Source organism: Mycobacterium gordonae (genome assembly GCF_001417955.2).
GTDB classification, from domain to species: Bacteria; Actinomycetota; Actinomycetes; order Mycobacteriales; family Mycobacteriaceae; genus Mycobacterium; species Mycobacterium gordonae_B.
This window is the reverse complement of the sequence record NZ_LKTM01000246.1, coordinates 31,721-58,449: the sequence shown is the minus strand read 5'-3', so window position 1 is coordinate 58,449 and position 26,729 is coordinate 31,721. Positions and strand designations below refer to the sequence as shown.

The window sequence follows — 26,729 nt, the reverse complement described above, 5'->3', positions numbered from 1 at the left end:
GTGTTGATCCGTATCTCGCCCTGCATCAGGCCGGTTTGCTATGAACCACTGGACTCAACTCACCCTGGCACGCAGGGGTTCGACAGATTCGCCGATGTGATCATGCAATTCGTAGACGCCGCTGAGAGCCTCCTCAAAGGGGAGCTGGCCCAGCCGTTCAACATCGGAAGCGAGGCACTGCGGGACTGCGCCGCGCGCTCGGAGCACCCGGGCACACAGTCCAAGCAGACCCTGCTGACTCTCGCGACGCAGCAGGTTGCCGTCGGCCTCGAACAATGCGACCTTCTCCGCGGCGTGAGCGCCGTGTTGCGTGCCGACTTCGTTGTGTTCGCGCCGTTTCCACTGGCGCGCACATCCGCCGTCGTCGCGGCGAAGGCTTGGTACGTCCTCACCGCAGACTCTCGGGAGGAGCGACTGCGGCGCTACCTGAACGAGGAGCTGGCGGCGCTGTACGGCGCACCGTTGCCCTTGAGCGATGACAAGGCGGTCCAATTCCGCACCGACCGCACCACCGACTATCTGGCGGTCGGCGCCACGGCAGGACTCACGCCGGTCTACCGCAAAAACCCCCGGCCGTGGGACGCACCGTTCCTCGTCCGAGGCCAAGCGAAGACCGAGGCGCCGCCAGCAGAGACGCAGTTGGTCAAGGATCTCTTCCAAGCGGCGGGTTTGCAGGAGCGCGAGCTGGCGGGGCTGCCGTACTCGCTGCTGTCGGCCGCTACGCATGGACGCTTCCGCCACGCCGGGCTCGTGGGTTATGCCCCGACTGGGCCTTCGGTGGGAGGCGTGTCGCCCGCCGCGATGGGCGTGACGCTGGAGGTCGCGGCGCACTCCATCATGTACGCGGCTTTAGCGACACGCACCTACCTGTACGCTCTTGCGCGGTACACGTCCGTGGCGGAAGCGGTGGTGCTGGAGCGGCTGCAGCAGTCGGTTGCCGACTGGTCGGCGCTGGCATTTGGGCATCAGTCAACGACCAGTTGAGGCGCTGCGCCTAGATGCGTTAGGTGTTCGCGTAAACACATTTTCTGAACAGCGAAAAAATCGCGAAGGCTCGACGGGGACCTATCGCCGATAGGGCGCGTTCGCTAGGTGAGCGGCCCAGCACGACCCGAAAAGAATCGCGCGTCGCGCCTGGCCGGGCACGAACTCCGCTAGTGGCGGACCGGTTTCGTCGGCTTGGGCGCGGACTTCGCCCTGGCCGCGGCGGCGCACTCCAGGCACCACGCCGCCCGGCCAGGGTTTCGGCGGTGTTCACAATTCCCGGTACGGCTTGGCCTGTCGTAATCGCGGGCACCAGCAATGATGACTCAGGGCGAGGACGGCGGGGCCCCTCCGGGTGGCGGCGGCGGCGATGACGGGTCGAACGAGTGAAATTCTGATCGCGGGATCATCTTCTCGCACATCCAAAGAAACCCTGACGGGTCAAGAGTCGAGGCGACTCCCCGCACGCACTGATCAAGCGGTGCGCCTTTGCGGACATCGCCGAGCGGGTCTGGGTACTCGGTCACGCGGTGCTGATAGATGATCGCGGTCAAGTACTGGCCCGCAGAATTGACGAGCGGTCCCATTCCGGCGTTATCCCTACGAATTTTCGTCTCGTTGCCCCAGTAAGGGCGAACGTTGCTCAGATAAAGGTCAACATGGGTCACCTTCGACTCTGCTGGCGCGTCGATCCTGGCGTGCAGAGTGGCTTTCTGCTTTGGGGACGGCTTCGGCGCTGAAGGAACGCCCTTCGTAAACATGTCCCACTCCGCGGAGAACCGGACAATGTGCATAGTCCGTTTGTTCACCCGGCGACCAAGAAAGTACAGCGGCAACTGGAGCCCGTCGATGGCCCACGCCCCGCCCGCGGCGGTCGCCTTCCCGGCCGGGTCGGCGTGATCAAAATCGAGGCGGAAATGTTCCATACCGACGTGTTGCGGGTCGGGACAGTGCAGACTCACTTTTACCGTCTGCATGGGCTTATACGTCCACTTGATGTAGAACGAGGTAGTCGAGCACTCGATTAACGAGGCGTATCCAGCAACATTCGATTCTAGGCCGTGGATAACAAACTCGATTGCGCGCTCGCCGTTCATACTGCTCGTTGCCATTGTCCGCACCACGATAAGGGCGCGCCTTACCGGTGTTCTAGGCGACGCGCCAGGTGGCTCGCTCCGAGTATTGCGCAGCAGCAGCTCGCGCAGTTCAGAGCCTATTTCTGGCCTGTTCTTGACCGGCGTTCGCTCGGTGCGCGGCGACCCGGCACCGTCCCGAACAGAATCGGGCGTCGCGCCTGGCCGGGGTGAACTCCGCTCCGCACTGCTCGCACGATTTCGGCTTCGGCGGTGCAGACTTCGCCTTGGCCGCGGCGGCGCAGTCTAAGCACCACGCGGCCCTGTCGCGACTGCCGTCACGTTCGCATTCGCGGTACGGCTTCGCCTGTCGGCATCGCAGGTACCAGTAATTCGACTCCCGCGCCCGGAGCTCGCTGCACGGGCGGCAGCGTAGCGAGCCGTCAGGCTGAACAACCGCCCCGCGGACCTAGAACTCGCGAGTGCACGCCGGACAGGTGAACGTGTAGACGACCCGGATTTCCTCGCACTGCTGAATCTGCGGGTGGGAACTGTGGACACGCATGTAACGGATCGTACCGTGTTATTTTCCACACTTTGTCTCGTGTTACATAGCGGCTCCAAGCGGGCTCAGCGGCCCATAGAACACGAGCCGGGGCCCGCGGCACGCGCACACCGATCAGGGCCCGTTCGCCAGCGGGACACTCAGCACGCCGGGATGCGGTGGGTGTCAGGCCGCCGACGGCCCAACCGGGCGCGGTGCCGAAATGCGATCCGCTGCAGTCGATTCCCCGCCGACGGGCAACAACGTTCCCGGCTCGCACGCGACGCCGCGGCGCGACGACGGTCCTCGATTCGCCAATTGGCGGCGTCGTGGCAGTTCAAGCCCTGTCTTAAGAGAATGGACAAATACGATTTCGCGTGTCGCTACCCCCGGCCAGTGAAATTCGCTCGCCTCCGGCGCGCTCCCACGGGTACGGTCCGCCCAATGGCCCGAATAACGCCCACCACCGCACAACTTGCCGAACTCGCGAACACCCACCTGTACTACGAAGTCGCCATGCTGCGCGGGGCCCTTGCCGAGCAGGACAAACGTCGCGCCGAGACACCGCACATACGGGACCTCGACCGTGACGACCCGATCCGCATCGCCTGCATGGCGTTCTTCGAGGCAGCGTTGATACACGCCCGAGTCCTCGATGATTTCTTAACGCTTCCGCCGCCGAACTCGGGACGAAATGCGGACGATATCTGGGCGGGCGATTACGTACCTAACTGGCAGCCACCCAACCCAAGCCCGCTAGACCGAGCAAATCCGGTGGTTCCCGGCCAGAAGGTTAGAGACTCCATCAACAAGCAACTCGCTCACTTCAGCGTTCTCCGACTACAGCAAACCGCTTTCTATGTTGGCCGAATCACGGCCGAGGTACTGCACGACTTGAAGCTATTCGCAGAGGACACGAACAACGTTTGCTACCAAGAACTGCAGGGAGTACGCGACTTAATTAACCGTGCGCCTTGGCGCACTGAGACCTAACAAGCACACTTGCAACTCAAAGTACAAATCGCGGGGGTGAACTCTTTATGCGACGCCGCAAGTCCCGCCGCGGATCCGGCACTCACAACTTGATCGGCTGCGGGCCGCGCTGGCGAAGGCAACAACTTGAGGCGCGACAATAAATTCGCCCGCCGATCTAGGAAGGCTGGCGAACCACCACGGGTCCGAGAGCGGCTCTCTCCCCCGAATCGACGCCTCTGATTTTGCTTTGGGCTCAGGAAGCAGTCGAGAAGTGCAATTCGCTGGGGACCGCGGCGACGGCAGCCTCGTTCTTGAAGCCGGTGTAATTTCCGCCGTTGAAACCCAGCGCATAGGACTTGCCGGGCTGCAACTCGCAATCGAGCGAGAAGCTCATGCCGTCAGCCGAAACTGACGGCGTCGACTGGCAAGGGGGAAAGGCACCACCCTGAATGACTACGAACGAATACGAATTAGCCAACATCTTCTGGTCGAACGTGACCTTGATGGTGGACTTACCTGCCGGGACGGTGGCGTTCGCCGCCGGCTCTGTGGCCACAACCTTGGGTGCCGGCTGGGCTGCCGCCCTTGGTGCGACGGTCACGCCGACTGCGGTCAGCTGCAAGGCCGCCAGGCTGATGAATACGCCCGCCATCAAGCGTGCCAAGACGGCACCGTCCGTACGTCTCATCACACGCCCCCTGCCCTGAGTTCCCATTGTTTATTTGCAGGTGAAAGCTTAACCCGCAGCCCCGGGTCCGCAGATGATGCGATCTGTGGAAACTCCACGGATCATTAACGCGTCAGCCGATGAAACCGACGCGATCCTCCAAAGCTTTAGGAGCACTATTGGCCCGAAGGGAGAAAAAGGGATGATCTCAACGAGCGCTGACGATCGGGTGCCACAGCCGTTCATGAGCCCACTCCCCGACTCTCGATATCCGGCCGCACCAGCCGTCGCCACCCGATGACCGAGCCCCGGGAGCCGGTGGTCATCGGTGCGCTGTTGCCGGCCGACGCCGCCAGATGCGCCGAGTTGGACGCGGTCTTATTCGCCGGCGAGAATCCGTGGTCGGCGGCGATATTCGAACGCGAAATGGCCAACCCAGACGGTTATTTCGTGAGCGCGCGCAGGGCCGGGATGCTGATCGGCTACGGCGGAATCGTGCGTCTGGGTTCCACAGGTTTCACCGGGGTGTCGTTCTACGAGGTGCGCAATATCGGCGTGGACCCGGCGCACCAAGGCCACGGCATCGGCCGCCGGCTGTTGGACGAGCTGCTGAATTTCGCCGCGGGCGGCACCGTGTATCTGGAAGTTCGCTACGACAACGAAGCGGCTATCGCGCTGTACCGCGACGTGGGATTTGACCAGGTGGGCCTGCGCCCCGGTTACTACAACGGCGTCGACGCGTTAACGATGCGGCGCGAGCCGCGGACTGGCATCCAAACCTAGCCCTATTGTCGCCGATAGCGGCGAACGGGCACGTGGCCCCTGATCTTGACTTCGACATCGGCGCCGGCCCCGCCGACCTCTTTCACCGTGAACGTGTACAGATCGCCCAACGGACTGCCGAGTATGGGTTCTCCGAGCGCCTCGACGTACCACTGCACCCCCGGCTGGTCGCAGGGCGGCCTGGCTGCCCTGTTCTCGTCGAAGTGCCATTTCACCTCTGGATTGCCCGCAGGGAATTCGATGTTGTCGTCGCGCTTGATCTCCGCAGCGGGAATGGTGTCAAAATCCTGGCCCGTCGTCACCGCTATGAGGCTAGTCGTGGTCGGCACGCCCTCACACCGTCGGCAACCGCATGACGTACCCCGCCTCTAGTGCCACCCACAACGCGCCGTCCGGCCCGATGGCCAGCCCGTGCGGCTCGCTGCCGGCCGGCAGGTCGATCGAGGACACCTCACCGTCGGCGCTGACCCGGGCGATCTGGTCGGAGCCCCACAGGCTCACCCACACGCCACCGGTCGGATCGGCCACCACCGCATGGGGTTTGCCGGGCAGGTCGAGTTCCTGGATGGCGTCGTCGACCGGGATACGTCCGAGCTTGTCGGCCAGGATTTCGGTGAACCACACCGCGTCGTCGTGCGTCGCGGCGATGCCGACGGGCCCGGCGCGCGGGGTGGGCACGTCCCGAATCGTCAGGTCACCCGACGGCTCGAGCCGGCCGACTCCGTTGGCTTGGTTCAGCGTGAACCACAGCGCCCCGTCGGGTCCCGCGGTGATCATCGACGGCGTCCCACCCGGGAACGCGACCTCCGTGACCACCCCGTCGACGCCGATCCGGCCCACCACTCCCGACGTCATCGCGGTGAACCACAGCGCCTCGTCCGGTCCCGCGGTGAGACCGAAAGGCGCACTGCCCTTGGGTAATTCGAACTCAGACAGGTCGCCGTCGGTGGTGATCCGCCCGATCCGGTCGTCGCCGTTGCGGGTGAACCACAGTGCGCCGTCGGGTCCCGCGACGATGATCGACGGCTTGCTCTGCGGCGCAACCGGATACACCTCGAGTCCACCGTCGGCGGCCACTCGGGCGATCTCGCCGCTGTGCACCAGCGTCACCCACATCGCGCCGTCGGGTCCCGCGGTCAGCGCGTACGGGCCGCCAGAGACGGGTACATCGAGTATTCGACTCATACAAGCGTTTTCGTTGTCACAGGTCCTGGTTTCCCCAGCTGTCGGCCTCAAGCAGTTGCGACGGAGGTGCTGGTGGCACATAGTCCGCACCATGTCCCCAGGGCAAGCAACCCGGAATGCCGAACTTTCGAGAATTCTCGAGACCACAAAAACCGTCGACCGATGCCGGCCTGGGCGCGAGCACCGTTCGACCATGCCACAAATCGCGCAACTGTTGCATGGTCGACTCGTCCTTTGGGCTGCGGTCGACCAGGCGGTAGGCCAGGATCCTCGTCATCAGAACGTCGCTCGCGGCGAGCACATCCTCACGCCTGCGGAGCTCAATGGTGACGGACAACGGCCAGCGCATCGGTTCCGGCCAATTCGTGTTTTCCTGTTCCTCACCGAAAAGGCGCAGCGAAGTGCCGTACCACTCCCAGTGCTTGATCCAGGGAAATCTCAACTGTCCAGCGAGGGCGGTATTCTCGACGGTCTTCGAGGCTTTCCGGGAGGCGATGGCGTCGCCGACGGTCGTGCTGCCCCGCACCCGTACGCGGCGTTTGCTGTAATTCGCGCAGATATACGCGATCCGCGCCTCGGTGAGATAGAAGGCTATCTCGGCCCGGTCCAGCGAAAGCACGGTTCTCCAACTCAACGAGTCGCGAGGCGGCATCCAAACATCATTGAAAACCAGCGCTTTGGCGCTGATCGGCCCGAGCACGTGTCCATCGCTGGGTTCGAGTTTCAATGACAGGTCATCGTTCAAACCGAGCCGGCCGAACGTCTCCGGCTCCCCTATCTCATGAATGTCAAGAAATGGGCATCCAATCAACGTGTGCTCCCTGCCGCGCCACCACAGCTGTCCAGGCAGCCTAAACCGTTTCCGGACTGGGTGTTTCGCCGAACCGCGCCAATACCAGCGTTGCCGCGACGGCGATTCCTAAGCCCGCGGCCACCATCCAGCCGAGACCATCCCGCGTTTGGTCGCCGAGCCAGACCACGCCGATGATGGCCGGCAAGACCGTTTCACCGACCACCATTCCGGCCACCGCCGTGGTCACCGAGCCGCGGTGCAGCGCGGAGGTGAGCAATAGAAAACCCGCCGCTCCGCCGACGGCGCTGGCGTACAGCGCCGGGTTGGCGTAGAAGGCGGCCTTGGTGGGATCGAGCGAATCGATCAGGTTCACGCCGACCTCGACGAGGCCGAACCCGGTGCCGGCACTGAGCCCGAGGGCTAGCGCGCGCGGACGGTCGGGCAACCGGCCTGCGGCGGCCCCGGCGATGAATACCACCGCGGCGACGCCCAACAGTGCCCACGCCAGCCCCGCCGGGCCGTGCCCGTCGCCTTCCGGTCCGGCCGCGATGCCGAGCAGCGCCAGGCCCACGCACACCACACCGACAGCCGTCCATTCGGCTCGGGACAGCCGCACCGACAGCATCCATGCGGCGACGATCGCGGTGACCGCGATCGACGCGGCCAGCGCGGCGGCAACCACGTAGATAGGCACCAATCGCAACGCCACGACCTGAAACGCGAAGCCGAGTCCGTCGAGACCGATGCCGACGAGGTAGCGCCACTGCCGCAGGGCGCGCATCAACAGCACCGCGTCGACCCCCGAGCCGCTGCCCGCTTCCACCGACCGGGCCGCCGCCGCCTGCAATACCGACGCCGTTCCGTAACACACCGAACAGGCCAGGGCGAACAACAGTCCGATCAGCACCTACCGACCATACGAGACGGGCAGCTATTGCGTTGGTCAGCTTCAGCGCCCACGATCAGTTCTCGGGCACTGCGAACTGGGAACGACATCATGGCCATCTCTCGAATACTCCTGGCGGCTGCAATCGCGGTCGCTTCCGGCCCGGCAGTCACGCTGGCCAGGCCCGCGGTCGCGTCGGCATCGGCTTTAGCCGACGGCATGTACCGGTTCGATTTCGACGGAAGCAAGCAGACGATCGACGGCGTGCCGAAGCCGACCGGTGCGCACTCCACCGTGATCGCGATGCGCTCCGCGTGCCCGCCCTCCGGGTGCGTCGCGACGGCATGGGACACCTCGATCGGCCCGACATGGTTGCAGCCGCCCGAGGAGGGCGCGTTGGTTTTCCGCGAGAACCGCGACCAGTGGGTGGCGACCAGATGGAAGATGTTCACCTGCAACAACTCCATGAAGCAGGGCACCGAGACGCTGTCGTTCCAGGTCAAACCGGACGGAACCTTCGTGGGAGTGAGCACGCAGTTGGAGGCGCCGTGCGCCCCTATAGTGATCCCGTTCGTCGCGACGCGGGTGGGAGACCTTTCGCCGGACGCCCAGGTCGCTGACCCGAACTCCGTATAGCTTTGCAGCACAACGGGATTCGCTATGATCGGTCAAACAGCCAACATCTGGGCGCGGCCGAACCGGCCGGGTTGGCGGCCGCGGGATGACGGCCGCGGACGAGCCGAGGATGCGCCTGCTCGCGCCTTTCGGTTCTTCCCCTCGCGCTTCGGCCGCTCTGCGCCCATACTTTGCTTTTAGCAAACACCACCGATTAGAAGGGGGCGATCGTAATGTCGCTTCGCGGACTGCGCCTGCTGGTTGTTCCTGCCATCGTTGCCACCGGTTTTTCCCTCAGTAGCGGCATCGCCCTCGCTGACGATGACGCCTATCTGGCTCAGATGGGCAAGCTGGGTTTCAGCGGCGACAAAGACACGATGATCGCCCTCGGACACGCTATCTGCGCTGACCGCAGCCAGGGTTACACCCCCGACCAACTGGCCCAGGTGGTCCAGACGAAGTTCAGCAACGCTACGTATCAGGACGCCACCGCTGCGGTGAGCGCGGCGGAATCGGCCTACTGCCCTTAAACGGGGATCGGCCGGAGACACCCGGCCGATGTTGCGCATTGCGGCCAGCGCCGGCAAACGGTCCGGTCGGAATCCTGCTCTCGGGGCCGCCGTCGTCGATCCCTACCGCGCGCGGCCTGGCGGCCCGGGTAGTTGCGGGTGCGGGTTGTGACCCCCGGATTGTCTGACCAACGCCGCCGCGCGCTCTCGCGTCGCATCCGGTGGCTGGTTACCGCGACGATCACCTACAACATCGTCGAGGCGATCATCGCCATCTCGGCGGGCACGGTAGCCGATTCGACGGCGCTGATCGGGTTCGGACTCGACTCGGTGATCGAGGTGTCGTCGGCGGCGGCGGTGGCTTGGCAGTTCGCCGCCCCCGACCCCGAAGCGCGCGAACGGATCGCGCTGCGCCTCATCGCCTTTTCCTTCTTCGGGTTGGCGATCTATGTGACGGTCGAGTCCATCCGGTCGTTGCTGGGCCAGGGTGAAGCACGGCCGTCCACGCCGGGCATCATCCTGGCGGCGGTGAGCCTGGTCGTCATGCCGGTGCTGTCCTATACCCAGCGTCGGGCCGGCCGCGAACTCGGGTCGCTGTCGGCCGTGGCCGATTCCAAGCAGACGCTGCTGTGCACCTATCTGTCGGCGGTGTTGCTCGTAGGCCTGGTCCTCAACGCCGCGTTCGGGTGGGCCTGGGCCGACCCGGTCGCAGGCCTGGCGATAGCCGGCATCGCCGTGAAAGAGGGAATCGACGCCTGGCGAGGCGACGCCTGCTGCGCGACATCGCCGACGTCCACTGCGGCGGCACATGATTGCGACTGCTGCGACGACTAGGTTTCGCGCAGCTTGATTCGAACCGAGCATCGTCGGGATAACAGTTTTCTATGAAGTTACTTGTAAAAATATTTTGAGCTGGCCTTTCGCCGATATCCTTCAGCCATATTGTCCATAGGCAACAAAGCCGGGGCGGGAGGGCGAACCGATGAGGCCGAGCTTGCCACTGGCGGCACTTGCGTTATTATTTGGCGGTTTTGCCGGCGGAATATCGACCGCAAGCGCCGAAGTCCCTGCCACTGACGGCGTCTACGCCTACATGGAGGGTCCCATCGCCGCGGGAACATGGACCATCAGAACGACGTGCACCCCGCAGTGCGTCGCACATGTGACAACCGCGCCCGGTCACGGTTTCACCGCCCCGCTGGTCGACGGCCGCCACACGGTGACGCGGACCGTGCCGGAGGGCGTCACATGTCCTTCGTATTTTCTCGGCGACAACGGATCTTCGTGGGGTGGCGGCACGCATCCCGTCACCGTCCGGCAGTGGTGGGACCCCGTCACGCTCGTCGGCGGCGTGGACTTCCTGGCGAGCTCCGCACCCTGCGGAATCCCTAACCCGCATGACTCGTTCACGCTGGTCAAGGTCGGTTAGCGGCCACCGTTTGAAGGCCCGAACAGCCGCACCGTCACCGGCCGGCGTCAGCGGCCGCCTGCCGTCGAGCCTGAAAATCTGCAGCGAAAGTGCGAGTGGAGCCCTGCAGATCTGCAGGCTCGGCGAAGATTAGCCGCCCCCGCGCAAGAACGTCTCAAGAATTTTCCAAGAACCCCCCGGCAAGCTTCTCCGCAATACCCCGCTTCGGCGGTGGAGACGCATACGAAGGGGACGAGACCATGACGAACCGTTCACGCCGCCACTTACGGCCAGTACGGGATGTCGCCGCGCCGGCACTGCAGTTCCGCACCATCCACGGCCACCGCCGCGCCTTCCGCATCGCCGGGTCCGGCCCGGTCGTGGTGCTGCTGCACGGCGTCGGCGACAGCTCGACGACGTGGGAACCCGTGCACGCCAAGCTTGCCCAACGATACACCGTCATCGCCCCGGACATGCTGGGCCACGGCGAGTCGGACAAGCCCCGCGCCGACTACTCGCTGGCCGCCTTCGCCAACGGCTTGCGCGACCTGCTGACCGCCCTGGAGATCGATCGGGTCACCCTGGTCGGGCACTCCCTGGGCGGCGGCCTGGCCGCCCAATTCGCCTACCAGTACCCCCAATTCGTCGAGCGCGTGGTGCTGGTGAGCGCCGGCGGCGTTACCAAGGAGGTAAGCGCGGCCCTGCGCTTCGCGGCGATGCCGATGGGCGCCGAGATGCTCTCGGCGCTGCGGCTGCCCGGCGCGGTCCCTGCCCTGGGCCTCGTCAGCCGCGCCGTCGGGCACGTCGTCGGCTCCACCCGGCTCACTCGCGACGTCGCCAGCCTGCCGCGCCTGGTCGGCGGGTTGAGCAAGCCCGGTGCGGTGGAAGCTTTCGCCCGCACCCTGCGCGCGGTCGTCGACACCCGCGGCCAGTACGTCACCATGCTCGACCGCACCTACCTGATGCACGACCTCCCGGTCCAGATCATCTGGGGCGAGGACGACCTGATCATCCCGGCGAGCCACGCCCGGGTGGCCCACGAACAGATCCCCGGTTCGCGCTTGGAAATCTTCGAGGAGTCCGGGCACATGCCGCACGGCGACCACCCGGACCGCTTCGTGGAGGTCGTCCAGCGCTTCATCGACTCGACCGCGCCGTACGAACACCAGCCGGAGCTGATGCTCAAGGCGCTGCAAACCGGTGTCCGCCAGTACCCCGCCGTCGACATCGAATCGGACCTGGCGTAACACCCTGCGGCACGCCGCGGCTCGAAGAGCCTCCCTCAGCCTGCTGACACGGCATTATGGCCTCATGGCAGTGCGGCCGCGATCCGTCCCGGTGACGGACATCAGCCGGGAGTTGCTGTCCGCGCTGCGATGGATCGCCGTGGCCGGCTCCGTGGCCGGCGCCGTGCTGTATTCGAACTGGATCCTCGAGAACTACCTGACCCGCTCGTTGCTGCCGGACCCCGACATGTACATCAGCGAGCTGTCCGCGGCGGACCAACCGTACGGCGAGTGGTTCCGGGCCTGCGACCGGGCCTGCGCCGTCGTGCTGGTCGTGGCAGCCGTCACCGCGCTGATCGGTGTCCGGGGCAGCCGGTGGAGCAAGGCCGGCTGGGGCGCGCTCGGTGTTTTCGCGGTGGCGACGGGATTGGACAGCACGGTGTGGACGCTGGTGTGCGCGCCGAGTTCCAACGCCGCGTGCGCGGCCCGCGAGGCTGCCGGTACCGTGCCGCTGAGCCATCAGCTGCACTGGCTGAGCAGCGGGCTGGCGCTGGCCGCCGCGATCGCGTCGCTGCTGGCGTTCGCCATCGCCGATTTCCGGGAAGACGCCCCAACGCCCATCCGCCGAGCCGGACTGGTCACGCTGGTGGCGCTGGTGGGAACCGCGATCTGGACCGGTGTGGCAATTCTGATCGACCACACCGACGTCATCGGCATGGTCGGCGTCGCACAACGGGCGGAGCTGGTGGCGTTCGCCGGCTGGCTGATCTATGCCGCCGTACGCGCCGCCCGGGTCCGAAGCGTCACCGGCCCGTGAGCCCGGACGCCGATGTCGAGGTCGGCGGCTACCGGGTGCGCGTTCTCGTCGACGGCGACACCGGCCCGGTGGTGGTGCTATCCAGCGGTCTGGGCGGTCGCGCGCTGCACTGGGCTGACACGGTGGCAGACCTGGCCCGAGATCACATCGTGGTGCGGTTCGACCGGCCCGGCACACCGGTGACGGGTACCCCGCGCAGCCGCACGGTCCGGGGTGAAGCCGGGCGGATCGCGACCGTCCTGGATGCCGCGCAATGTGCCGACAAGGCTGTGGTGGTGGGGCATTCGGTCGGCGGCTTTTACGCCGAGGCGTTCGCGCGACTGTATCCGGACCGCACCGGCGCCGTGCTGCTGCTGGATTCCAGCATCGCGGCCGAGCGCCGACGGCTCGCGTTGCCCTTGCGGCCCAAAGTCATCGCCGCCGACGCGGTCGCCCGGCTGCTGCACGCACTGCGCCTGCAAGGACCGTTGGCCCGCGCCGGCCTCCTGCTCGCCCAACGACGCCGCCCCGGCGGCCTGGACGCCCGGATGCGGGATCAAATATGCAGCGCTGCAACCGATCCCGAGTTTATCCGGGCTCTGCTGACCGAGTATGTGGGGTACCACGAGCTCGCGGCCGAGTTGGACGCCCTGCGGACCGGTAACCCGCTGCCTCCGGTGCCGCGCGTGGTGGCCACCGCCCACACCGGCCGGCGCACCCGCCGCTGGCGTGCCCAACAGATCGAGCTGGCCGCAACCCTCGGCGCCGAACACGTCACGATCACCCCCGCCGGGCACCTGGTGATGATCGAGCGGCCGCGGCGCACCGCTGACCTCATCCGCGCCGTCGCAAGCCGGGCGTAAGCAGGGCTCCAAGAATTCTCCAAGAAGTCTCCTGGAATCTTGTCCGCGCAATCCGCTTCGGCAGAGCAGGGCTTTGCCGTATCTGCCAGCTGAACAACCGCGTCGCCGCGTAAGATTCGCCGAGATATTGAACGCCGAGGAGGGGACCAAGACCATGGGCATGCGCGACATGATCCGGGGCGAGTTCGTCGACATCATCGAATGGCTCGACGACACGAACACCACCCTGGCATGGCGGTTCCCGCGGTATGACAACGAGATCAAGAACGGTGCCCAGCTGATCGTCCGCGAGGGCCAGCGGGCGATGTTCGTCTACCGCGGCCAACTGGCCGACCAGTTCACTCCCGGCCACTACACCTTGACCAGTGAGAACATGCCGATCCTGGGCACCCTGCAGGGCTGGAAGTACGGGTTCAACAGCCCGTTCCGCTCCGAGGTGTACTACGTCAACACCCGCCCCTATCCCGACTTGCGTTGGGGCACACCGCAACCGGTCACTGTGCGGGACCCGGACTTCAAGATGGTGCAGGTGCGGGCCAACGGCACGACCGTGGTACGGGTGACCGACCCGACCGTCTTCCTGCGCCAGGTCCTGGGCACCCAGAGCGTGGTCGACATGGATCAGATCACCGAGTTGATCCGCCGCAACATCGCCCTGGCGTTCAACGACATGGTGATGGGCACCGGCCTGGGCGCGATCGACCTGCAGGGCCGCCAGGTGGAGTTGTCGGACAAGCTGCGGGAGTTCGTCGCCCAGCGCGTGCAGGCCTTCGGCCTGGGGATCGACGCCGTCACCATGACGATCTCGCTGCCGGAGGAGATTCAGCAGGCGATGACCCGCGGCGTCGCGCGCGGCGTGGAAGAGAGCGGCTTCCTGAACAACGTCGGCGACCTCAACCGGTTCGAACAGGCCCGGCGGGCCGACGCGATGCTGGCCGCGGCCCAGAACGAAGGTGGGGGTGCCGCCGGCTCGGCGATCCAGGCTGGGCTCGGCGTCGCGCTCGGCGCTCAGATGGCCAACGCCGCCCAACCCCAGCACCAGCCACAACAATTCGCGGCCACCCAGCAGCCGATGCAAGGCGCTCCCCCGCCGCTGCCGACCCAGCAATTGTTCCACTTCGACCAGGGCGGTCAGCCCGCCGCCCCAGGCGAGCCCGCCGCCCATACGTCCGTTCGCCGGACCGCCGGCTGGCCCCGCGATGTTCCACCAGACCGAGCGCACCCTCACCTACCCGTGCGCCTCCTGCGGCGGACAGCTCAACTTCGACATCGCCAGCCAGAAGATGCGTTGCCCCAGTTGCGGCAACTACTCCGACGTCGTCGCACCCAACACGGCGGTCAGATCACGGGAATTGCGCGGCGCGATGCAACAACTGCGCGAGGCACAGCGCTCGCAGGAGGGTCCGAATGTCTCCGGCATGCGCGAGGTCAAGTGCCAGAATTGTGGTGGCACAACCGAATTCGCCGGAAGCCTGACCTCCACCAAGTGCCCCTACTGCGCGACACCGATCCAGCGCGACGATGTGCACAACGCGCCCGCGCGACTGCCGGTGGACGGCGTGGTGCCGTTTCGCATCGACGAGAAGCAGGCCCGTCAGCTCATCGAAAAGTGGGTCACCAAGCGCTGGTTCGCACCGACCGACTTCAAGAAGTACCGCGAGATCGGCGCCTTCTCCAGCCTCTACACGGCTTATTTCACCTACGACGCCAACACCGACACCTGGTACGAAGGCGAACGCGGCGAGGACTACCAGGTCCGGGTCGGCACCGACAGCGACGGCGACCCCATCTACGAGACGCGCACGTCCTGGTACCGGGTTTCCGGGCAGGTCAACAACGTCTTCGCGGACCTGCCGGTACTGGCCAACGACAGCGAGAACCTCAACCGCAAACGGATCAAGCAACTCGAGCCGTGGCCGGTGGAGCAGGCCCGGGCCTACTCACCGGAGTTCGTGGCCGGCCACCTGTGCCGCACCTACGACAAGGACGCCGAACAGGCGCTGCCCGAGGCGAAGCAGGAGATGGAGCAGACCGTCGAACGCACGGTGCGATCCGACATCGGCGGCGACCGGCAGCGGATCCACCAGTTGCGCACCAACTGGAACTACCTGGGCTTCAAGCACATCCTGCTACCGATCTGGTTGCTGACCGTCATGTACAGCAACCGCCCGTTCCAAGTCGCAATCAATGGCCTCACCGGAGAGGTGGCCGGCGACCGGCCGTGGAGCAAGGTCAAGCTGGCGATCGCCATCACCTGTGCGGTCCTCGTCGTGATCCTGGTGATTGCGATCTGGGCGTATTTCCATTCGCACGGCCATCATTCGAGCCGAACGCCCAGTCGCGTGCACAGGAGGTAGTCGATGGACATCGTCATAGCGGTGATCCTGATCTTGGCGCTCATCGTGGCTGCGGCGGTGGCGGTGGTGGCGGTCGTCAACCACCGACAGCAGCGGGCCCTCACCGACGCCAACCAGCTGATCCCGGGCCGGCCCACCCGCGCCCCCCGGTCGTGGGCCGTATCGCACGACCCCGAAGCCCGGCTGCACCGCAGGCTCCGGGACGCGATGACGGCCCTCTATGCGGTCAACGCCGTCGACACCGGGACGACGATTGTGCTGCGCGCCGACCTGGAACAGACGGCACTCGATCTCGACGACCACCTGGTCGCCGTCGCGCAACTCGCGCCCGGCCACCGCGACGAGTTGCTCGCCACCATCACGACCACGGTCGAGTCCATCGAAGCCGCGGTGGCCCGCTACACCACCGCCGCCACGATGCCGGACGCCAGCACGCTCGAGGCCGACCTCGCGACCGTGCAACAACACCTCGACGTCACCCGGGAAGTGCAGCGGAGGCTCACCGCCTGACGGGCAGCACCGGGGTCACCAGCTCACCGGTGCGCAGGTAGCTGTCCAGGTTGCGGATCGCCAGCAGCGCCATCGCCTTTCGCGTGCGAGCGGTGGCACTGCCGATGTGCGGGAAGAGCACCACGTTGTCCATGTCGCACAGTTCGGCCGGCACGTGGGGCTCGTCGGCGAAGACGTCCAGGCCCGCACCGGCAAGGCCGCCGCCGCGCAGCAGGTCCACCAGCGCGTCCTGATCGACGACGCTGCCGCGGGCGATGTTGACGAGGTACCCGTCGGGCCCCAGGGCCTGCAGGACGGCCCGGTCGACCAGATGGCGCGTCCCCCCGTCGCCCGTGGTCGCCACCACCAGAACGTCAACCGACTCGGCAAGCTGCACCGCCGACTCCGCGTACCGATACGGCGAACCCTCGACGCGGTGGCGGTTGTGGTAGGCGATGGCACAGTCGAATCCGCGCAGCCTGGTTGCGATCGCCGAGCCGATGCGCCCCAAACCCAGGATCCCGACCTGCAGGCCGCTCACATCGCGCGCGTAGCCGAACGGTCCGTCGCTCGCCCAGCGACCGGCCCGCACGTAACGGTCCGCGGCGCCGAACCGGCGCAGTGTCATCAGGATCAGTCCCAGGGCGGTGTCGGCGACGGTGTCCGACAGCACATCGGGAGTGTTGCTGACGCCGATGCCGCGACGCTCGGCCGCGTCCAGGTCGATCGCGTCCACCCCGGCGCCGTTGTTGACGATCACTTCCAGGTTGGGCAGTGCGGCGATGGTCCCGGCGTCCGCGCCGGGTCCGCCCGAGGTGAGCACCACCCGGATCTCGGCGCCGTGCTCGGCGAGAAACTCGGCTCTGGCCGAACCGGTTGGGAGTGTGCGGAATTCGTAGCGTTCGGCCAGTTCGCTCCGGAAAGTCGGCTCGAAGGGTCCGATCCCCAGTAACTCATTCGATTTCTGCACCGTCACCGTTCCATCTTCACCCACACCGGCCGCGGATTACCCTTGGCGGCACAACGATTCTCGGCACAGTGATTCCAAGGAGGTGGCAGTGGGCACGCACGAAGTACGGATGATCGTCTTGTCGACGGACGATCTCGATGAATCGATCCGCTTCTACTCCGAGACCCTGGGAATGGCGGTGAAGTTCCGCGACGGAGACCATTTCGCGGCCCTCGACGGCGGCTCGATCACGCTGGCACTCGCGACGGCGGTGGACCACCCCATTCCCGGCCAGGTCGTCGTCGGCATCAAGACATCGGACGTCGACGCCGCGGCGAAGGCCATCGAAGCCAGCGGCGGCGGCATCGTGCGAGCCCCTTATGACGATGCGCACGAACGCCGCGCCGTGGTCTACGACACCAAGGGCAACGGTCTGGTCTTCTACAGCCCACTGGCCCGGTGAGTTTCACCGGCGGCGACGGTCTGCATCGGGGTGAGCAGAACAAATCTCTCGATGTCGATCTCCGCCGACGGCTACGTGGCGGGCCCCGATCAATCCGCTGAGCATCCGCTGGGCATAGGCGGTGAACAGCTGCACGGCTGGCACCTCGGACCGGCCAGGGACCATCCGGCCAACCGCCAGGTGATGTCGGACATGCTCGACGGGATGGGCGCAACGATCATGGGCCGCAACATGTTCGGCCCGATCCGCGGGGAGTGGGGCGACTCCGACTGGGCAGGCTGGTGGGGTGACGTCCCGCCGTACCACTGCCCGGTCTTCGTCCTGACGCACTATCCGCACGAACCGATCGAGCTGCAGGGCGGAACGACGTTTCACTTCGTCACCGACGGCATCGAAGCCGCCCACCGGCAAGCCCGGAACGCGGCCGGCAACCGGCCCATCTCGATCGCGGGAGGGGCCTCCTGCGCCCGCCAGTCGATCCGGGCCGGCCTGGTCGACGAGATCGACCTCCAGGTGAACCCGGTGATCCTCGGCTCGGGCGAGCGCCTTTTCGACGGCCTGCCGGCCGGTGAACCCCGCCTCGAACTGGTCCGGGTACTCGAAGCGCCGGGCGTCGCCCACCTTCGGTACCGCGTCGTCCGATAGGCCGCAAGGAGCTCGCAAGAATCCACCAAGGATCCTTCAAGTCGCATCCGTGATCGTGAGCCTTACCAGCCACGAGAAGAAGGCGACGATCATGCGGATGTTCTGTTTCCACCACGCCGGCGGCGGCAGCCTGACATTCAAAGCCTGGCAGCGGGCTCTCGCGCCCGCGGTCGAGGTGATTCCCGTCGAGATCGCCAACCGCGAGCGGTTCAGCACGATGCGCGATCTCGTCGACGAGGTCAACGAGCAACTGCGCCCCTACCTCGACGAGCCGCACATGTTCTTCGGGCACAGCTTCGGCGCGCTGCTCGCCTACCGGCTGGCGTCGGTGCGGGCGGCGGCGGGTGCCACGCTGCCCCGCGCGGTCTTCCTGTCCGCCTACGCCCCGCCGCACCTGCCGCCGCCGCTGCACCTGGTCGACGGACTCGACGACGAGCAGCTGGTCACGTTGTTCTCCGACCTGGGCGGCTGGCCGACCGGGTTGACCCGTTGGCCCACGCTGCACGAACGGGCCGTCAGCACCACCCGGCACGACCTGCGGCTCTGCGCCACCGACCGCGAAGAGAACAACGCGGAGCTGCCCTGCCCGATCCACGTCTTCGGCGGCAGCGAAGACCCGCTGGTCAGCGAGTCCGACCTGCGCGAATGGCGATCCCGTACGACCGCGGACTTCTCCGTGCAGATTCTGCGCGGCGGCCACTTCTACCTGCGCGACCGCGAGCCGCTGTTCAAGACGCTCAAACCCCTGGTGTCGACGGTTCTGGCCGCGTGAGAGGCCCGCTCAGCTTGACGCGTGTGACCGGACTCGCCAAGGTACAAGGCGATGATTCGGAAATGGTTCTGGGCGGTGGCGGCCGGGCTGATGGTAGCCGCGGCCACTCCCGTGGCGCCGTCCGCCGCTGCACCCGGGGATGACGACACCGCCGGCGGTTGGGTGCCCGACGGCCAGGAGCTCAGCGCCTTCGACCTGGCCGACCCCGCGGTCAACCGCCTCACCCCGGCGCTGCTGCACGCGATTCAGCGGGCCGCGCACGGCGCCAAGGCCGACGGCATCACCCTCGGCCTCACCTCGGGGTGGCGCTCACCGGAATTCCAGCAGCAGCTGTTCAACGACGCGGTCGCCCGCTACGGCAGCGCCGCGATCGCCAGCGAATACGTGGCCTCCCCCGAGACGTCCAAACACGTCATCGGCCACGCCGTCGACGTCGGTCCCACCGCCGCCGACACCTGGCTCATCCGCAACGGTTCGGCCTACGGGCTGTGCCAGATCTATGCCAACGAGATCTGGCACTTCGAGCTGGCCTCCGACTATGGCGGCAGCTGTCCGCCGTTGCGGCCCAACGCGGCCGGCTGACACCCGCATGCTCGAAGTCATCGACAAGGGCGAAACGACGGACCGGCACCCGGTGCCGCTGCTTTTCGTCCATGGCGCGTGGCATGCGGCGTGGTGCTGGGACGAGCACTTCCTCGACTTCTTCGCGAGCCACGGATACCGCGTCGTCGCCCCGAGCCTGCGCGGCCACGGCGCGAGTCCGGGCACCTTGCGCTGGGCGCGGATCCGGGACTACGTCGCCGATGTCGCCTCGGTTGCACAGTCACTGCCGACGCCCCCGGTGGTGATCGGGCATTCGATGGGTGGCTTCGTGGTGCAGCACTACCTGACCCGGCACACCGCCGCCGGGGCCATCCTGCTGGCGTCGATCCGGCCCAGCGGCGTGTTGCGGGTGACCGGGCGCATCGCCCGTCGGCACCCCGTGCGGTTCGCCAAGGTGAACGCTCAGCTGCGACTCGGACCGCTGGTGGACACGCCCGCGATGGCCCGGGAACTGTTCTTCTCCGCCGGGATGCCCGAGGCGGACGTGATCTCCTTTCAGCGGCGAATTCAGGACGAGTCCTACCCGGCCTTTCTGGACATGCTCGCCCTCGACCTGGTGGACACCGAACGCGTGCTTCGCGTACCCCTGCTGGTCCTGGGCGCCGAGCACGACGCCATCGTCACACCGCGCGAAACCCGTTCTATCGCAGCGGTTTACGGGTCTGAGGCGGAGGTATTCCCGGACCTGGCACATGACGTGATGCTGGAACCCGGATGGCGCGCGGTAGCCGAGAGAATGCGCGACTGGCTGGCGGCGCACGGGCTCTGATCGCCGGGCACCAAGAATCCTTTGAGAAGTTCACAAGCCGCGCGCATGAGGCTTTGGTTAACGCAAACCAGCGTCCACCACCCTCAGTAACACGGAGATAGAAATGTTCACTCGTCGTTTCACCGCTTCCCTGGCCGGCACCACTCTGACCGCCGCCACGCTCGGTCTGGCCGCCCTCGGCCTGGCCGGCACCGCTGGCGCGAGCACGGTCGACGACGCCTTCATCGCGCAGATCAAGGCTGACGGCATCACCCCGCCCAGCAGCGCGCGGGCCATCAGCGAGGCCCACGCCGTCTGCAGCGCGCTCCAGGCCGGGCAGTCCAGCAAGCAGGTCATCGCCGGTGTGGCCCAGCGGACCGGCCTGAGCAACAGCGGCGCCAACACCTTCGCCGTCGACGCCGCCAGCGCCTACTGCCCGCAGTACGTCACCAGCGCCTGAATCCTCGACCCGATTCGCCGCCTCACAAAGTGTGGGGCGGCGTTTCGTTGCGCGGGGCTACGTGCGGAGCGCCGCCACCGGCATCTCGACGCTGCCCTGGCACGGACCGCTGGCGATGTCGGTGTGCCAGGTGCCGCGCAGCGAACCGTCGGACTGCGGCGTATAGAACGCCCACGACTTGGCGGGCGCCCAGACTTTCGGAACTCCCTCTCCCATATAGCAATCCCACTGGAAGTCGAAGCGCTCAACCCACCGGGTGCCGTCCCACGTGTAGTGCGATGGCACCGAGATCGTCGGGTTGTTGGGTTTGGGGCCGTTGTTGGCGGTGGCGACGCAGGTCGCGGCCGAGCACACCGTCGAGAAGACGTAGTCGGCGCTGAAAGTTTGTTCGGTTTGGTGGGCGGCAACGCTGGTGCCCGTCTTGTCGACCGCATACCGCACCAGCGAGTATTTCCCGTTCCACGACGGTGCCGCCGCGTACGCCGCCGGCATGCCGAAGGCCGGGACAAGCGCGGCGAGGATCACGAACTTCCATCTCAGGCGCATCGTGTCCATGCTGTCGGTTCGATGACGCTATCCGGTATCGGCGCGGATACGATCCCGCTCAGCCCAATTCGAACTTCGTCGCACCGAACGGTTCTGCTGTTCCGAAGGCGAACACCGTGGACGGTCGCACCCGGTAGAGATGCCAGGGCGCCGGTCCTGCCGAGGGTGCGCTGAACGGCGCGGTGAGCGCGTCACCGGCCACCTCGGCCGGCCAGCCGTCTGCGGCGTATACCGCTGCCACAGAGGTCAATTCACCTTCTTCGGTGACCCGTTCGGCCACGCCTTCAAGAACGAGGTCGAACGGCTCGGTGGCGACGCTGACGGTGCATCGGGCGTCACGAGCCAGATTGCGGGACTTGCGGGTAGCCGGACCGGAGGTGAAGTACCAGGTGCCGTCCACCGCTTGCACGCCCACCGGCGTCACGTGCGGACTCCCGTCGGGGTTGATCGTGGTGAGCCAGGTGGTGTGCCGGTGCGGGCCACCGGTGCCCGGCGCCTGCGGCAGCGGGCCGTCCAACACCGCTTTGACACGGTCCCACTCGACCGGCGGTGTCCCGTAGCCGTCGAGGTTGCGCTGTGTGATCGTCATACCGGGGTAGACCGTCGTCGGGCCGGAAGTTCATCGCCCCTGCAACAGAAACAGGCCGTAGGCGGCGATCGACTGCGCGTCGGCGATCACACCGTTGCGCATCATCTGCTCGACGTTCTCGCGCGGGAACCAGGCGCTGCGCATGTCCTGCTCCTCGTGCTCGCGGTCGGCATCCCCCTCCGATATTCCGGTGGCCAGAAAGACCCAGCCGCGCTGACTGCTCATGCCGGGGGCGACATCGAGCTGGCCGAGGGCCTCGAACGACGTTGCCCGCAGCCCGGTTTCCTCACGCAACTCCCGTTCGGCGAGCGCGGCCGGTTCCAGGTCGGCCAGATCGGGGGCGGTGCCCTGTGGGAACTCCCAGCGGCGCGCGCCCACGGGATAGCGGAACTGCTCCACCAGCCGGAATCGCGCTCCGTCATAAGGCATTACGAGCGCGTAGGTCGGCTTGTCCACTACCGCATAGATCCCGGGGCTGCCGTCGGGCCGGCGGATGTCGTCTTCGCGTAGCACCATCCACGGGTTGCGGTAGGCCTCGCGCGTCGCGACGGTTTCGATAAAAGGCACAACCCAAGTATCGCGACAGAATTGCGGGCGGTTCGGCTCAGGACCAAGATATGTTTCGGATCGACGCATTGGCGCGTCGTGCTGGCGTTAACCGGCGCCGTGACCGATAGTCAGTTCAAGCCGGCCGACGCCCATGTCATCGGGAGTGGGTGTTCATGCGGGACAACTCATGGCGGAGCGGGCGGGACATGGTGCGCCACATCATCGTCAGCGGTGACGACGCGTTGGCCGCGACAATCATCGAGGAACTCAACAAAGTCGGCGCCAACGTCGCGATGCTGACCGGCGACAACCTGGTAGGGGTCGACCTCAGCAACGCCGACGCGGTGGTCTGCGTCGGCGACGACGACGCGAAGAACCTCGAAATCGCCTTGCTTGCAAGGAAAGCCAACCCGCGCGTGCGGGTGGTCGCCCGCCTGGCCAACGACGTGCTGCGCGAGGCCATGGCCGCCGACAACGGGCCGGGCGCGATCCTGGATGTCGCCGACCTCGCCGCGCCTTCGGTGGTCGAATCGGTTCTGGCCTATACCGCGCACCCGTTCGATGCGGCCGGCATCCACTTCGTGGTCTCGGGTTCCGAAGCGCCGCGGGACGCGACCTTGCGCGAGATCTACGGCGATCTTGCGCCGGTGGCGGTGATCGGCGCAAAGGACTCCCCGGCTCCCGGTGAGGTGGTGGCGTGCCCCGGCCGGGACCTGCAGGTCCATGCCGGTGACTGGACGGTGATGATCGGCACCGCCGAGGAGGTCACGGCCCGCGGTCTCCAGGTTCCCCGGCCGGTGCCGACGCGCTCCGGCCGGCCCCGGATGCACCGTGGCATGGACGCCGTGCGCACCGTGCGTGACGAAGTGAACCCGATGTTCTACCGGGCGTTGGGGGCGGCGCTGGCCCTGCTGGTGGTATCGACGGTGGTACTGCGCTTCTGCTACCGGATGCCGGGCATGAATTGGATCGACGCCCTGTACTTCACCACCGAGACCATCGCGACGGTGGGTTACGGCGACTTCAGCTTCGCCAACCAGCCGATCTGGTTGCGGCTGTTCAGCATCATGCTGATGTTCGCCGGCGTCACCACCACCGCATTGCTGGTGGCCTTCGTCGCCGACCTGTTGTTGTCGCGCCGTTTCGTTCGCTCGGCCGGGCGCTCGCGAGTGCGCCACATGCGCAACCACATCATCGTCGTCGGGCTCGGTTCTTTCGGCAGCCGCGTGGTCAGCGACCTGGTCGCCGCCGGATGCGACGTCGCCGTGATCGAGCTCGACGACAACAACCGGTACCTGGCCTCGGCGGCCGAACTCGACGTCCCGGTGATCTTCGGCGATGCGACTCTGCGCCAGACGCTGGAGTACGCCGGTGTCGAGAAGGCGCGCGCGGTGGCCGTGCTGACCCAGGACGACATGGTCAACATCGAGGTCGGCATCGTCTTGCGGGAGATGTTGCATGCCCGCCCGCATCGCAGGCCGCACCGCAAGCACGTTCCGCTGGTGTTGCGGGTCTACGACCGGTCGCTGGGTTCCGCGGTGGCACAGCGGTTCGGGTTCAACCACGTCCGCTCCACGGTCGACCTGGCAGCGCCCTGGTTCATCGGCGCCGCAATGGGACTGCAGGTGCTCGGGACGTTCTCCGTTGGGCAACGCTCATTCATGGTGGGCGGCATGTGCGTCGCCTCCGGCAGCGAGTTGGACGGCAAGCCCATGCACGAGTTGTCGACGCAAACCCGCGTCATCGCGATCACCGGGCCCGACGGGCAGGTCAAGCTGCATCCGCGCCGCGATGCCCGCCTGGAAGGCGGCGACACCGTCTACCTGGTGGGCCCGTACCGCGAACTGCTGGCCACCTTGCGCAAGGGACTGCCGACTGATCAGTCCGCCGTGCGCGAAGCGGCCGCGGGCTGATCAGAGGGCGGCGACGACGTCCGCCGCGCGGCGCAGCTGCTCGATGTCCGAGCTGGTGGGGATGAGCTGCACCTCGTGGGTACCGATGTCGGCGAACCTCTTGAGCACCGCGACAAGGTCCTCTTCGGTGCCCGCCCAACCGGTCATCGGGGCCATGGCGTCGACGTACTCGGCGGGGATCCAGTTCATGTAGCGCCGCAGATGCCGATGCACCTGGCCCCGGGCGTCGTCGGCCTCGCCGAACGCGAACCAGAACGAGGTGGCCAGGTGGGGCTCAGGTTTGCCGGCCTCGTTCCAGGCCGTGCGTGCGACGTCGAAGAGTTCGTTCTGCTTGGCGACATCGAGGTCCAGGGTGGTGCCGGCCATTCCGTCGGCCCAGGCGGCCGCGCTGCGCACCGTCTTCGGTCCGATCGTGCCGACGTGCAGCGGCGGGCCACCTTCTTGCACCGGCGGGGGGCCCACCGGCCGCACCGACTCCGTGGTCTTCTCCCCGGCCCACACCCGCTTCATGACGGCGACCCGTTCGGCCATGCCACGGATCGTCTGCGTTTTGGGGTCGGCGCCGACGGCGTTGTAGTCCTCGTGCCGGCCGCCGACCCCGATGCCGACCGTCAGCCGGCCGCCGCTGAGCATGTCGCCGGTGGCCAGGCCCTTGGCCAGCATCACCGGGTCATGCAATTGCGGGACGATCACCGTCGTCACCAGCCGCACCCGTTGCGTCCACGCCGAGATGGCGCCCAACAGCGTCAGGCTGTCCGGGTTGTCGAAGGCGATGCGCTCGCCCCAGCACAGCGAGGAGAACGGGCCCTCGTCGATCGCTTGCGCCCACTGCCGCAGCAGCCCCGCGTCCAGGTCGGGCTCCATCACGGGCATGGTCATACCTATCTGCACGTAAGTGATTCTGGCAGCATGGGGTGGATGGGTTTAACGAGCACGTCAATTGCACACGTCCGGCTCACTGTCACCGACATCGAACGGTCGCGGCAGTTCTACGAGAGCGGGTTCGACTGGCCGGTGCTCATCGAGGCACCGGAGAACGCCGACGAAGCGACCCGGCGGCGGCTGGGGTTTCTGTTCGGCGGCGTGATCTACGACATGGGCGGCGGGCTGCTGGGGTTGCGGCCGGTGGCCGACGACCGCTTCGACGAGAACCGGTGCGGGTTGGACCACATCGCCTTCCGGGTCGGCAGCAAGGCTGAATTAGATTCTGCGGCAGAGCATCTCGACGATCTTGGGATCGCCCACGAGCCGATCAAGGACATCGGGCCGTCGTACATTCTGGAGTTCCGCGACCCGGACAACATCGCGCTGGAGCTGACGGCGCCGAAGTAGGGTTTGGCCGCACGCGTGGCCGCGAGAGTCCCCAAATGCACGGCCGGGGCGGCGTGTCCGCGGCAACACGCGGGCGCTCACGCAACCCGGGGAGGAGACTGGCGAGAACTATGAGCATCAGCTTCAACCACACCATCGTCGCGTCGCGCGACAAGCGGGAATCCGCAGAGTTCCTGGCCGAATTGTTCGGCCTGCCCAGCCCCACACCGTTCGGCCCGTTCCTGGTCGTCGCCCTCGAGCATGGCGCCTCCCTGGACTACGCCGACGTCGCCGAAAGCGAGCAGATCCGGCCGCAGCATTACGCGTTCCTGGTCTCCGAGGCCGAATTCGACGCCATCTACGGCAAGATCACGGCCCGCGGCCTTGCCCATTGGGCGGACCCGCGCGCCCAACGGCCCGGCGAGATCAACACCCGTGACGGGGGCCGCGGCGTCTACTTCCGCGACCCGGCCGGGCACGCGATGGAGATCCTGACCAGGCCCTACGGCTCGGGTTAACCGCGCGCGGCGCCGTGCCGATGGCTCTCCTGATCGCGGTAGTCGTCGGCCATCTGCGCAACGTGCTCGGGCAGGGTGCCGTTGGCGACGTCGGCCACGGTCGTTTCTTCCAGCACCGACCGCATGCTGGCCCGCAGAGCCCGCCACACGTCGGTGAGCGCGACCGTCGGTCCGGAATAGGGCAGGTCGCCCAGCCCGATGTCGCGGACACTCGCCAGCGGGCCGTCAATACAGCGCAGCACATCGGCGATGCTGATCTCGGTTCCCGGCCGCGCCAGCTCGTACCCGCCCTCACGTCCCCGGTGGCTGCGCACCAGGCGGTCGGTCCGCAGATTGGTCAGGATGTCGACGAGGAACTGCGGCGGAATGCCTTGGGCCTGGGCCAGCTCGTCGGTTTTGACCAAGGTGCCGCTGGGGACCGTGGCGAGCTGGACCATCGCCCGCACGGCGTACTCCGCCTTGGCCGACATCCGCATGACCAGGATTGTGCCAGCCCTGCGCGCCGGCCCT

At 66.6% G+C, this 26,729-nt stretch carries 33 protein-coding genes and 1 pseudogene; 22 read left to right on the top strand and 12 right to left on the bottom strand.

Features of this window, described 5'->3' with window-relative positions:
- Nucleotides 1-984: hypothetical protein (locus AO501_RS18405; RefSeq protein ID WP_231752535.1), on the top strand; the 984-nt coding region annotated here is incomplete at its 5' end.
- Between the two features lie 326 nt (nt 985-1,310).
- On the opposite strand, the gene AO501_RS18400 is transcribed toward AO501_RS18405, so the two are convergent.
- On the bottom strand, nt 1,311-2,081 hold the full coding sequence (locus AO501_RS18400; protein WP_055579075.1) for a hypothetical protein: 771 nt from the start codon (nt 2,079-2,081) through the stop codon (nt 1,311-1,313).
- 964 nt (nt 2,082-3,045) lie between these two features.
- Between AO501_RS18400 and AO501_RS18395 the strand changes: the two genes are divergently transcribed.
- A complete protein-coding gene (locus AO501_RS18395; protein WP_055579074.1) occupies nt 3,046-3,594 on the top strand; it encodes a hypothetical protein in 549 nt (182 codons plus the stop codon).
- Nucleotides 3,595-3,829: 235 nt separating this feature from the next.
- Here the strand turns inward: AO501_RS18395 and AO501_RS18390 are convergent, their stop codons facing one another.
- Nucleotides 3,830-4,264, bottom strand: a complete 435-nt coding sequence (locus tag AO501_RS18390) for an Ig-like domain-containing protein (protein ID WP_197419885.1) — start codon at nt 4,262-4,264, stop codon at nt 3,830-3,832.
- Between the two features lie 276 nt (nt 4,265-4,540).
- Between AO501_RS18390 and rimI the strand changes: the two genes are divergently transcribed.
- A complete protein-coding gene (gene rimI / locus AO501_RS18385) occupies nt 4,541-5,026 on the top strand; it encodes a ribosomal protein S18-alanine N-acetyltransferase (RefSeq protein WP_055579072.1) in 486 nt (161 codons plus the stop codon).
- Between the two features lie 2 nt (nt 5,027-5,028).
- On the opposite strand, the gene AO501_RS18380 is transcribed toward rimI, so the two are convergent.
- The 4 genes from AO501_RS18380 to AO501_RS18365 are packed head-to-tail and all read right to left on the bottom strand — an operon-like array spanning nt 5,029 to nt 7,911.
- Nucleotides 5,029-5,328, bottom strand: a complete 300-nt coding sequence (locus AO501_RS18380; RefSeq protein WP_055579071.1) for a hypothetical protein — start codon at nt 5,326-5,328, stop codon at nt 5,029-5,031.
- 31 nt (nt 5,329-5,359) lie between these two features.
- Nucleotides 5,360-6,211, bottom strand: a complete 852-nt coding sequence (locus AO501_RS18375; protein ID WP_055579070.1) for a hypothetical protein — start codon at nt 6,209-6,211, stop codon at nt 5,360-5,362.
- Between the two features lie 16 nt (nt 6,212-6,227).
- Nucleotides 6,228-7,022: a hypothetical protein gene (locus tag AO501_RS18370; protein ID WP_156452659.1), complete on the bottom strand. Its 795-nt coding sequence runs from the start codon at nt 7,020-7,022 to the stop codon at nt 6,228-6,230.
- Nucleotides 7,023-7,062: 40 nt separating this feature from the next.
- Entirely contained in the window at nt 7,063-7,911 is an 849-nt protein-coding gene (locus AO501_RS18365; protein WP_055579068.1) for a DMT family transporter, read from the bottom strand.
- Nucleotides 7,912-8,001: 90 nt separating this feature from the next.
- Between AO501_RS18365 and AO501_RS18360 the strand changes: the two genes are divergently transcribed.
- The 10 genes and pseudogenes from AO501_RS18360 to AO501_RS39460 all read left to right on the top strand — a co-directional run bounded on the left by AO501_RS18360 (nt 8,002) and on the right by AO501_RS39460 (nt 16,174).
- On the top strand, nt 8,002-8,526 hold the full coding sequence (locus tag AO501_RS18360) for a hypothetical protein (RefSeq protein ID WP_055579067.1): 525 nt from the start codon (nt 8,002-8,004) through the stop codon (nt 8,524-8,526).
- A gap of 212 nt (nt 8,527-8,738) precedes the next feature.
- A complete protein-coding gene (locus tag AO501_RS18355) occupies nt 8,739-9,035 on the top strand; it encodes a DUF732 domain-containing protein (protein WP_231752534.1) in 297 nt (98 codons plus the stop codon).
- A 147-nt stretch (nt 9,036-9,182) separates the two neighbouring features.
- On the top strand, nt 9,183-9,848 hold the full coding sequence (locus AO501_RS18350) for a cation diffusion facilitator family transporter (protein WP_055579087.1): 666 nt from the start codon (nt 9,183-9,185) through the stop codon (nt 9,846-9,848).
- 148 nt (nt 9,849-9,996) lie between these two features.
- Complete coding sequence (locus AO501_RS37310; protein ID WP_156452658.1) at nt 9,997-10,443, top strand: hypothetical protein; 447 nt, start codon at nt 9,997-9,999, stop codon at nt 10,441-10,443.
- A gap of 239 nt (nt 10,444-10,682) precedes the next feature.
- Nucleotides 10,683-11,669, top strand: coding sequence for an alpha/beta fold hydrolase (locus AO501_RS18340; protein ID WP_055579065.1), 987 nt, complete (start codon nt 10,683-10,685; stop codon nt 11,667-11,669).
- Nucleotides 11,670-11,733: 64 nt separating this feature from the next.
- Nucleotides 11,734-12,465 carry a DUF998 domain-containing protein gene (locus tag AO501_RS18335; RefSeq protein ID WP_055579064.1) on the top strand — a complete coding sequence of 244 codons (732 nt, stop codon included), beginning with the start codon at nt 11,734-11,736 and terminating at the stop codon, nt 12,463-12,465.
- Entirely contained in the window at nt 12,462-13,307 is an 846-nt protein-coding gene (locus AO501_RS18330) for an alpha/beta fold hydrolase (RefSeq protein ID WP_055579063.1), read from the top strand. The genes AO501_RS18335 and AO501_RS18330 overlap by 4 nt, the downstream gene beginning before the upstream one ends.
- Nucleotides 13,308-13,461: 154 nt before the next feature.
- Nucleotides 13,462-14,106 (top strand): annotated as a pseudogene (locus tag AO501_RS39470) (SPFH domain-containing protein); the annotation flags it as partial.
- Between the two features lie 400 nt (nt 14,107-14,506).
- Nucleotides 14,507-15,664 carry a hypothetical protein gene (locus AO501_RS39465; protein ID WP_063892886.1) on the top strand — a complete coding sequence of 386 codons (1,158 nt, stop codon included), beginning with the start codon at nt 14,507-14,509 and terminating at the stop codon, nt 15,662-15,664.
- Nucleotides 15,665-15,667: 3 nt separating this feature from the next.
- On the top strand, nt 15,668-16,174 hold the full coding sequence (locus tag AO501_RS39460; RefSeq protein ID WP_055579062.1) for a hypothetical protein: 507 nt from the start codon (nt 15,668-15,670) through the stop codon (nt 16,172-16,174).
- Here AO501_RS39460 and AO501_RS18315 read toward each other — a convergent pair.
- Nucleotides 16,164-17,129, bottom strand: coding sequence for a 2-hydroxyacid dehydrogenase (locus AO501_RS18315; RefSeq protein WP_055579086.1), 966 nt, complete (start codon nt 17,127-17,129; stop codon nt 16,164-16,166). The genes AO501_RS39460 and AO501_RS18315 overlap by 11 nt on opposite strands.
- An 82-nt stretch (nt 17,130-17,211) precedes the next feature.
- Between AO501_RS18315 and AO501_RS18310 the strand changes: the two genes are divergently transcribed.
- The 6 genes from AO501_RS18310 (at nt 17,212) to AO501_RS18285 (ending at nt 20,793) form a co-directional block, all read left to right on the top strand.
- The gene (locus tag AO501_RS18310) at nt 17,212-17,565 is read left to right on the top strand and encodes a VOC family protein (protein WP_156452657.1); all 354 of its coding nucleotides are present in this window, start codon (nt 17,212-17,214) and stop codon (nt 17,563-17,565) included.
- A gap of 30 nt (nt 17,566-17,595) precedes the next feature.
- Entirely contained in the window at nt 17,596-18,210 is a 615-nt protein-coding gene (locus AO501_RS18305; RefSeq protein ID WP_055579060.1) for a dihydrofolate reductase family protein, read from the top strand.
- Between the two features lie 55 nt (nt 18,211-18,265).
- Nucleotides 18,266-18,982, top strand: coding sequence for a thioesterase II family protein (locus AO501_RS18300; protein ID WP_156452656.1), 717 nt, complete (start codon nt 18,266-18,268; stop codon nt 18,980-18,982).
- Nucleotides 18,983-19,033: 51 nt separating this feature from the next.
- Nucleotides 19,034-19,564, top strand: a complete 531-nt coding sequence (locus AO501_RS18295) for a M15 family metallopeptidase (protein ID WP_055579059.1) — start codon at nt 19,034-19,036, stop codon at nt 19,562-19,564.
- Between the two features lie 7 nt (nt 19,565-19,571).
- Nucleotides 19,572-20,354 (top strand): alpha/beta hydrolase, encoded by a 783-nt coding sequence (locus tag AO501_RS18290; RefSeq protein WP_055579058.1) that lies wholly within the window; start codon nt 19,572-19,574, stop codon nt 20,352-20,354.
- Nucleotides 20,355-20,457: 103 nt separating this feature from the next.
- On the top strand, nt 20,458-20,793 hold the full coding sequence (locus AO501_RS18285; protein ID WP_055579057.1) for a DUF732 domain-containing protein: 336 nt from the start codon (nt 20,458-20,460) through the stop codon (nt 20,791-20,793).
- A 57-nt stretch (nt 20,794-20,850) separates the two neighbouring features.
- Here AO501_RS18285 and AO501_RS18280 read toward each other — a convergent pair whose 3' ends face one another.
- Genes AO501_RS18280 through AO501_RS18270 form a run of 3 tightly spaced genes read right to left on the bottom strand, consistent with a single transcriptional unit; the run spans nt 20,851 to nt 22,444 of the window.
- Nucleotides 20,851-21,348 carry a hypothetical protein gene (locus tag AO501_RS18280; protein ID WP_371934946.1) on the bottom strand — a complete coding sequence of 166 codons (498 nt, stop codon included), beginning with the start codon at nt 21,346-21,348 and terminating at the stop codon, nt 20,851-20,853.
- A 49-nt stretch (nt 21,349-21,397) separates the two neighbouring features.
- Nucleotides 21,398-21,928, bottom strand: a complete 531-nt coding sequence (locus AO501_RS18275; RefSeq protein ID WP_055579056.1) for a pyridoxamine 5'-phosphate oxidase family protein — start codon at nt 21,926-21,928, stop codon at nt 21,398-21,400.
- Between the two features lie 30 nt (nt 21,929-21,958).
- A complete protein-coding gene (locus tag AO501_RS18270) occupies nt 21,959-22,444 on the bottom strand; it encodes an NUDIX domain-containing protein (protein ID WP_231752536.1) in 486 nt (161 codons plus the stop codon).
- Nucleotides 22,445-22,650: 206 nt separating this feature from the next.
- Here AO501_RS18270 and AO501_RS18265 point away from each other — a divergent pair, with 206 nt between their 5' ends.
- Complete coding sequence (locus AO501_RS18265) at nt 22,651-24,390, top strand: NAD-binding protein (protein WP_055579083.1); 1,740 nt, start codon at nt 22,651-22,653, stop codon at nt 24,388-24,390.
- Here the strand turns inward: AO501_RS18265 and AO501_RS18260 are convergent, their stop codons facing one another.
- Entirely contained in the window at nt 24,391-25,269 is an 879-nt protein-coding gene (locus AO501_RS18260; RefSeq protein ID WP_055579054.1) for an LLM class flavin-dependent oxidoreductase, read from the bottom strand. It abuts the gene before it with no gap.
- Between the two features lie 39 nt (nt 25,270-25,308).
- Between AO501_RS18260 and AO501_RS18255 the strand changes: the two genes are divergently transcribed.
- Complete coding sequence (locus tag AO501_RS18255) at nt 25,309-25,722, top strand: VOC family protein (RefSeq protein ID WP_055579053.1); 414 nt, start codon at nt 25,309-25,311, stop codon at nt 25,720-25,722.
- A 110-nt stretch (nt 25,723-25,832) separates the two neighbouring features.
- Nucleotides 25,833-26,219 (top strand): VOC family protein, encoded by a 387-nt coding sequence (locus AO501_RS18250; protein WP_055579052.1) that lies wholly within the window; start codon nt 25,833-25,835, stop codon nt 26,217-26,219.
- Here the strand turns inward: AO501_RS18250 and AO501_RS18245 are convergent.
- Nucleotides 26,216-26,695 (bottom strand): Rrf2 family transcriptional regulator, encoded by a 480-nt coding sequence (locus tag AO501_RS18245; RefSeq protein WP_055579051.1) that lies wholly within the window; start codon nt 26,693-26,695, stop codon nt 26,216-26,218. The two genes, AO501_RS18250 and AO501_RS18245, sit on opposite strands and share 4 nt — an antisense overlap.
- Nucleotides 26,696-26,729: the final 34 nt, after the last annotated feature.

Bases quoted from the DNA above. Each gene is read 5' to 3' on its own strand.
- AO501_RS18270 (WP_231752536.1), bottom strand. From the start codon at position 22,444: ATGGTGCTACGCGAAGACGACATCCGCCGGCCCGACGGCAGCCCCGGG.
- AO501_RS18355 (WP_231752534.1), top strand. From the start codon at position 8,739: ATGTCGCTTCGCGGACTGCGCCTGCTGGTTGTTCCTGCCATCGTTGCC.
- AO501_RS18250 (WP_055579052.1), top strand. From the start codon at position 25,833: ATGAGCATCAGCTTCAACCACACCATCGTCGCGTCGCGCGACAAGCGG.
- AO501_RS18390 (WP_197419885.1), bottom strand. From the start codon at position 4,264: ATGAGACGTACGGACGGTGCCGTCTTGGCACGCTTGATGGCGGGCGTA.
- AO501_RS18340 (WP_055579065.1), top strand. From the start codon at position 10,683: ATGACGAACCGTTCACGCCGCCACTTACGGCCAGTACGGGATGTCGCC.
- AO501_RS18290 (WP_055579058.1), top strand. From the start codon at position 19,572: ATGCTCGAAGTCATCGACAAGGGCGAAACGACGGACCGGCACCCGGTG.
- AO501_RS39465 (WP_063892886.1), top strand. From the start codon at position 14,507: ATGTTCCACCAGACCGAGCGCACCCTCACCTACCCGTGCGCCTCCTGC.
- AO501_RS18260 (WP_055579054.1), bottom strand. From the start codon at position 25,269: ATGACCATGCCCGTGATGGAGCCCGACCTGGACGCGGGGCTGCTGCGG.
- AO501_RS18275 (WP_055579056.1), bottom strand. From the start codon at position 21,928: ATGACGATCACACAGCGCAACCTCGACGGCTACGGGACACCGCCGGTC.
- AO501_RS18400 (WP_055579075.1), bottom strand. From the start codon at position 2,081: ATGAACGGCGAGCGCGCAATCGAGTTTGTTATCCACGGCCTAGAATCG.
- AO501_RS18375 (WP_055579070.1), bottom strand. From the start codon at position 6,211: ATGAGTCGAATACTCGATGTACCCGTCTCTGGCGGCCCGTACGCGCTG.
- AO501_RS18245 (WP_055579051.1), bottom strand. From the start codon at position 26,695: ATGCGGATGTCGGCCAAGGCGGAGTACGCCGTGCGGGCGATGGTCCAG.
- AO501_RS18265 (WP_055579083.1), top strand. From the start codon at position 22,651: ATGCGGGACAACTCATGGCGGAGCGGGCGGGACATGGTGCGCCACATC.
- AO501_RS18285 (WP_055579057.1), top strand. From the start codon at position 20,458: ATGTTCACTCGTCGTTTCACCGCTTCCCTGGCCGGCACCACTCTGACC.
- AO501_RS18395 (WP_055579074.1), top strand. From the start codon at position 3,046: ATGGCCCGAATAACGCCCACCACCGCACAACTTGCCGAACTCGCGAAC.
- AO501_RS18295 (WP_055579059.1), top strand. From the start codon at position 19,034: ATGATTCGGAAATGGTTCTGGGCGGTGGCGGCCGGGCTGATGGTAGCC.
- AO501_RS18255 (WP_055579053.1), top strand. From the start codon at position 25,309: ATGGGTTTAACGAGCACGTCAATTGCACACGTCCGGCTCACTGTCACC.
- AO501_RS18280 (WP_371934946.1), bottom strand. From the start codon at position 21,348: ATGGACACGATGCGCCTGAGATGGAAGTTCGTGATCCTCGCCGCGCTT.
- rimI (WP_055579072.1), top strand. From the start codon at position 4,541: ATGACCGAGCCCCGGGAGCCGGTGGTCATCGGTGCGCTGTTGCCGGCC.
- AO501_RS39460 (WP_055579062.1), top strand. From the start codon at position 15,668: ATGGACATCGTCATAGCGGTGATCCTGATCTTGGCGCTCATCGTGGCT.
- AO501_RS37310 (WP_156452658.1), top strand. From the start codon at position 9,997: ATGAGGCCGAGCTTGCCACTGGCGGCACTTGCGTTATTATTTGGCGGT.
- AO501_RS18360 (WP_055579067.1), top strand. From the start codon at position 8,002: ATGGCCATCTCTCGAATACTCCTGGCGGCTGCAATCGCGGTCGCTTCC.
- AO501_RS18335 (WP_055579064.1), top strand. From the start codon at position 11,734: ATGGCAGTGCGGCCGCGATCCGTCCCGGTGACGGACATCAGCCGGGAG.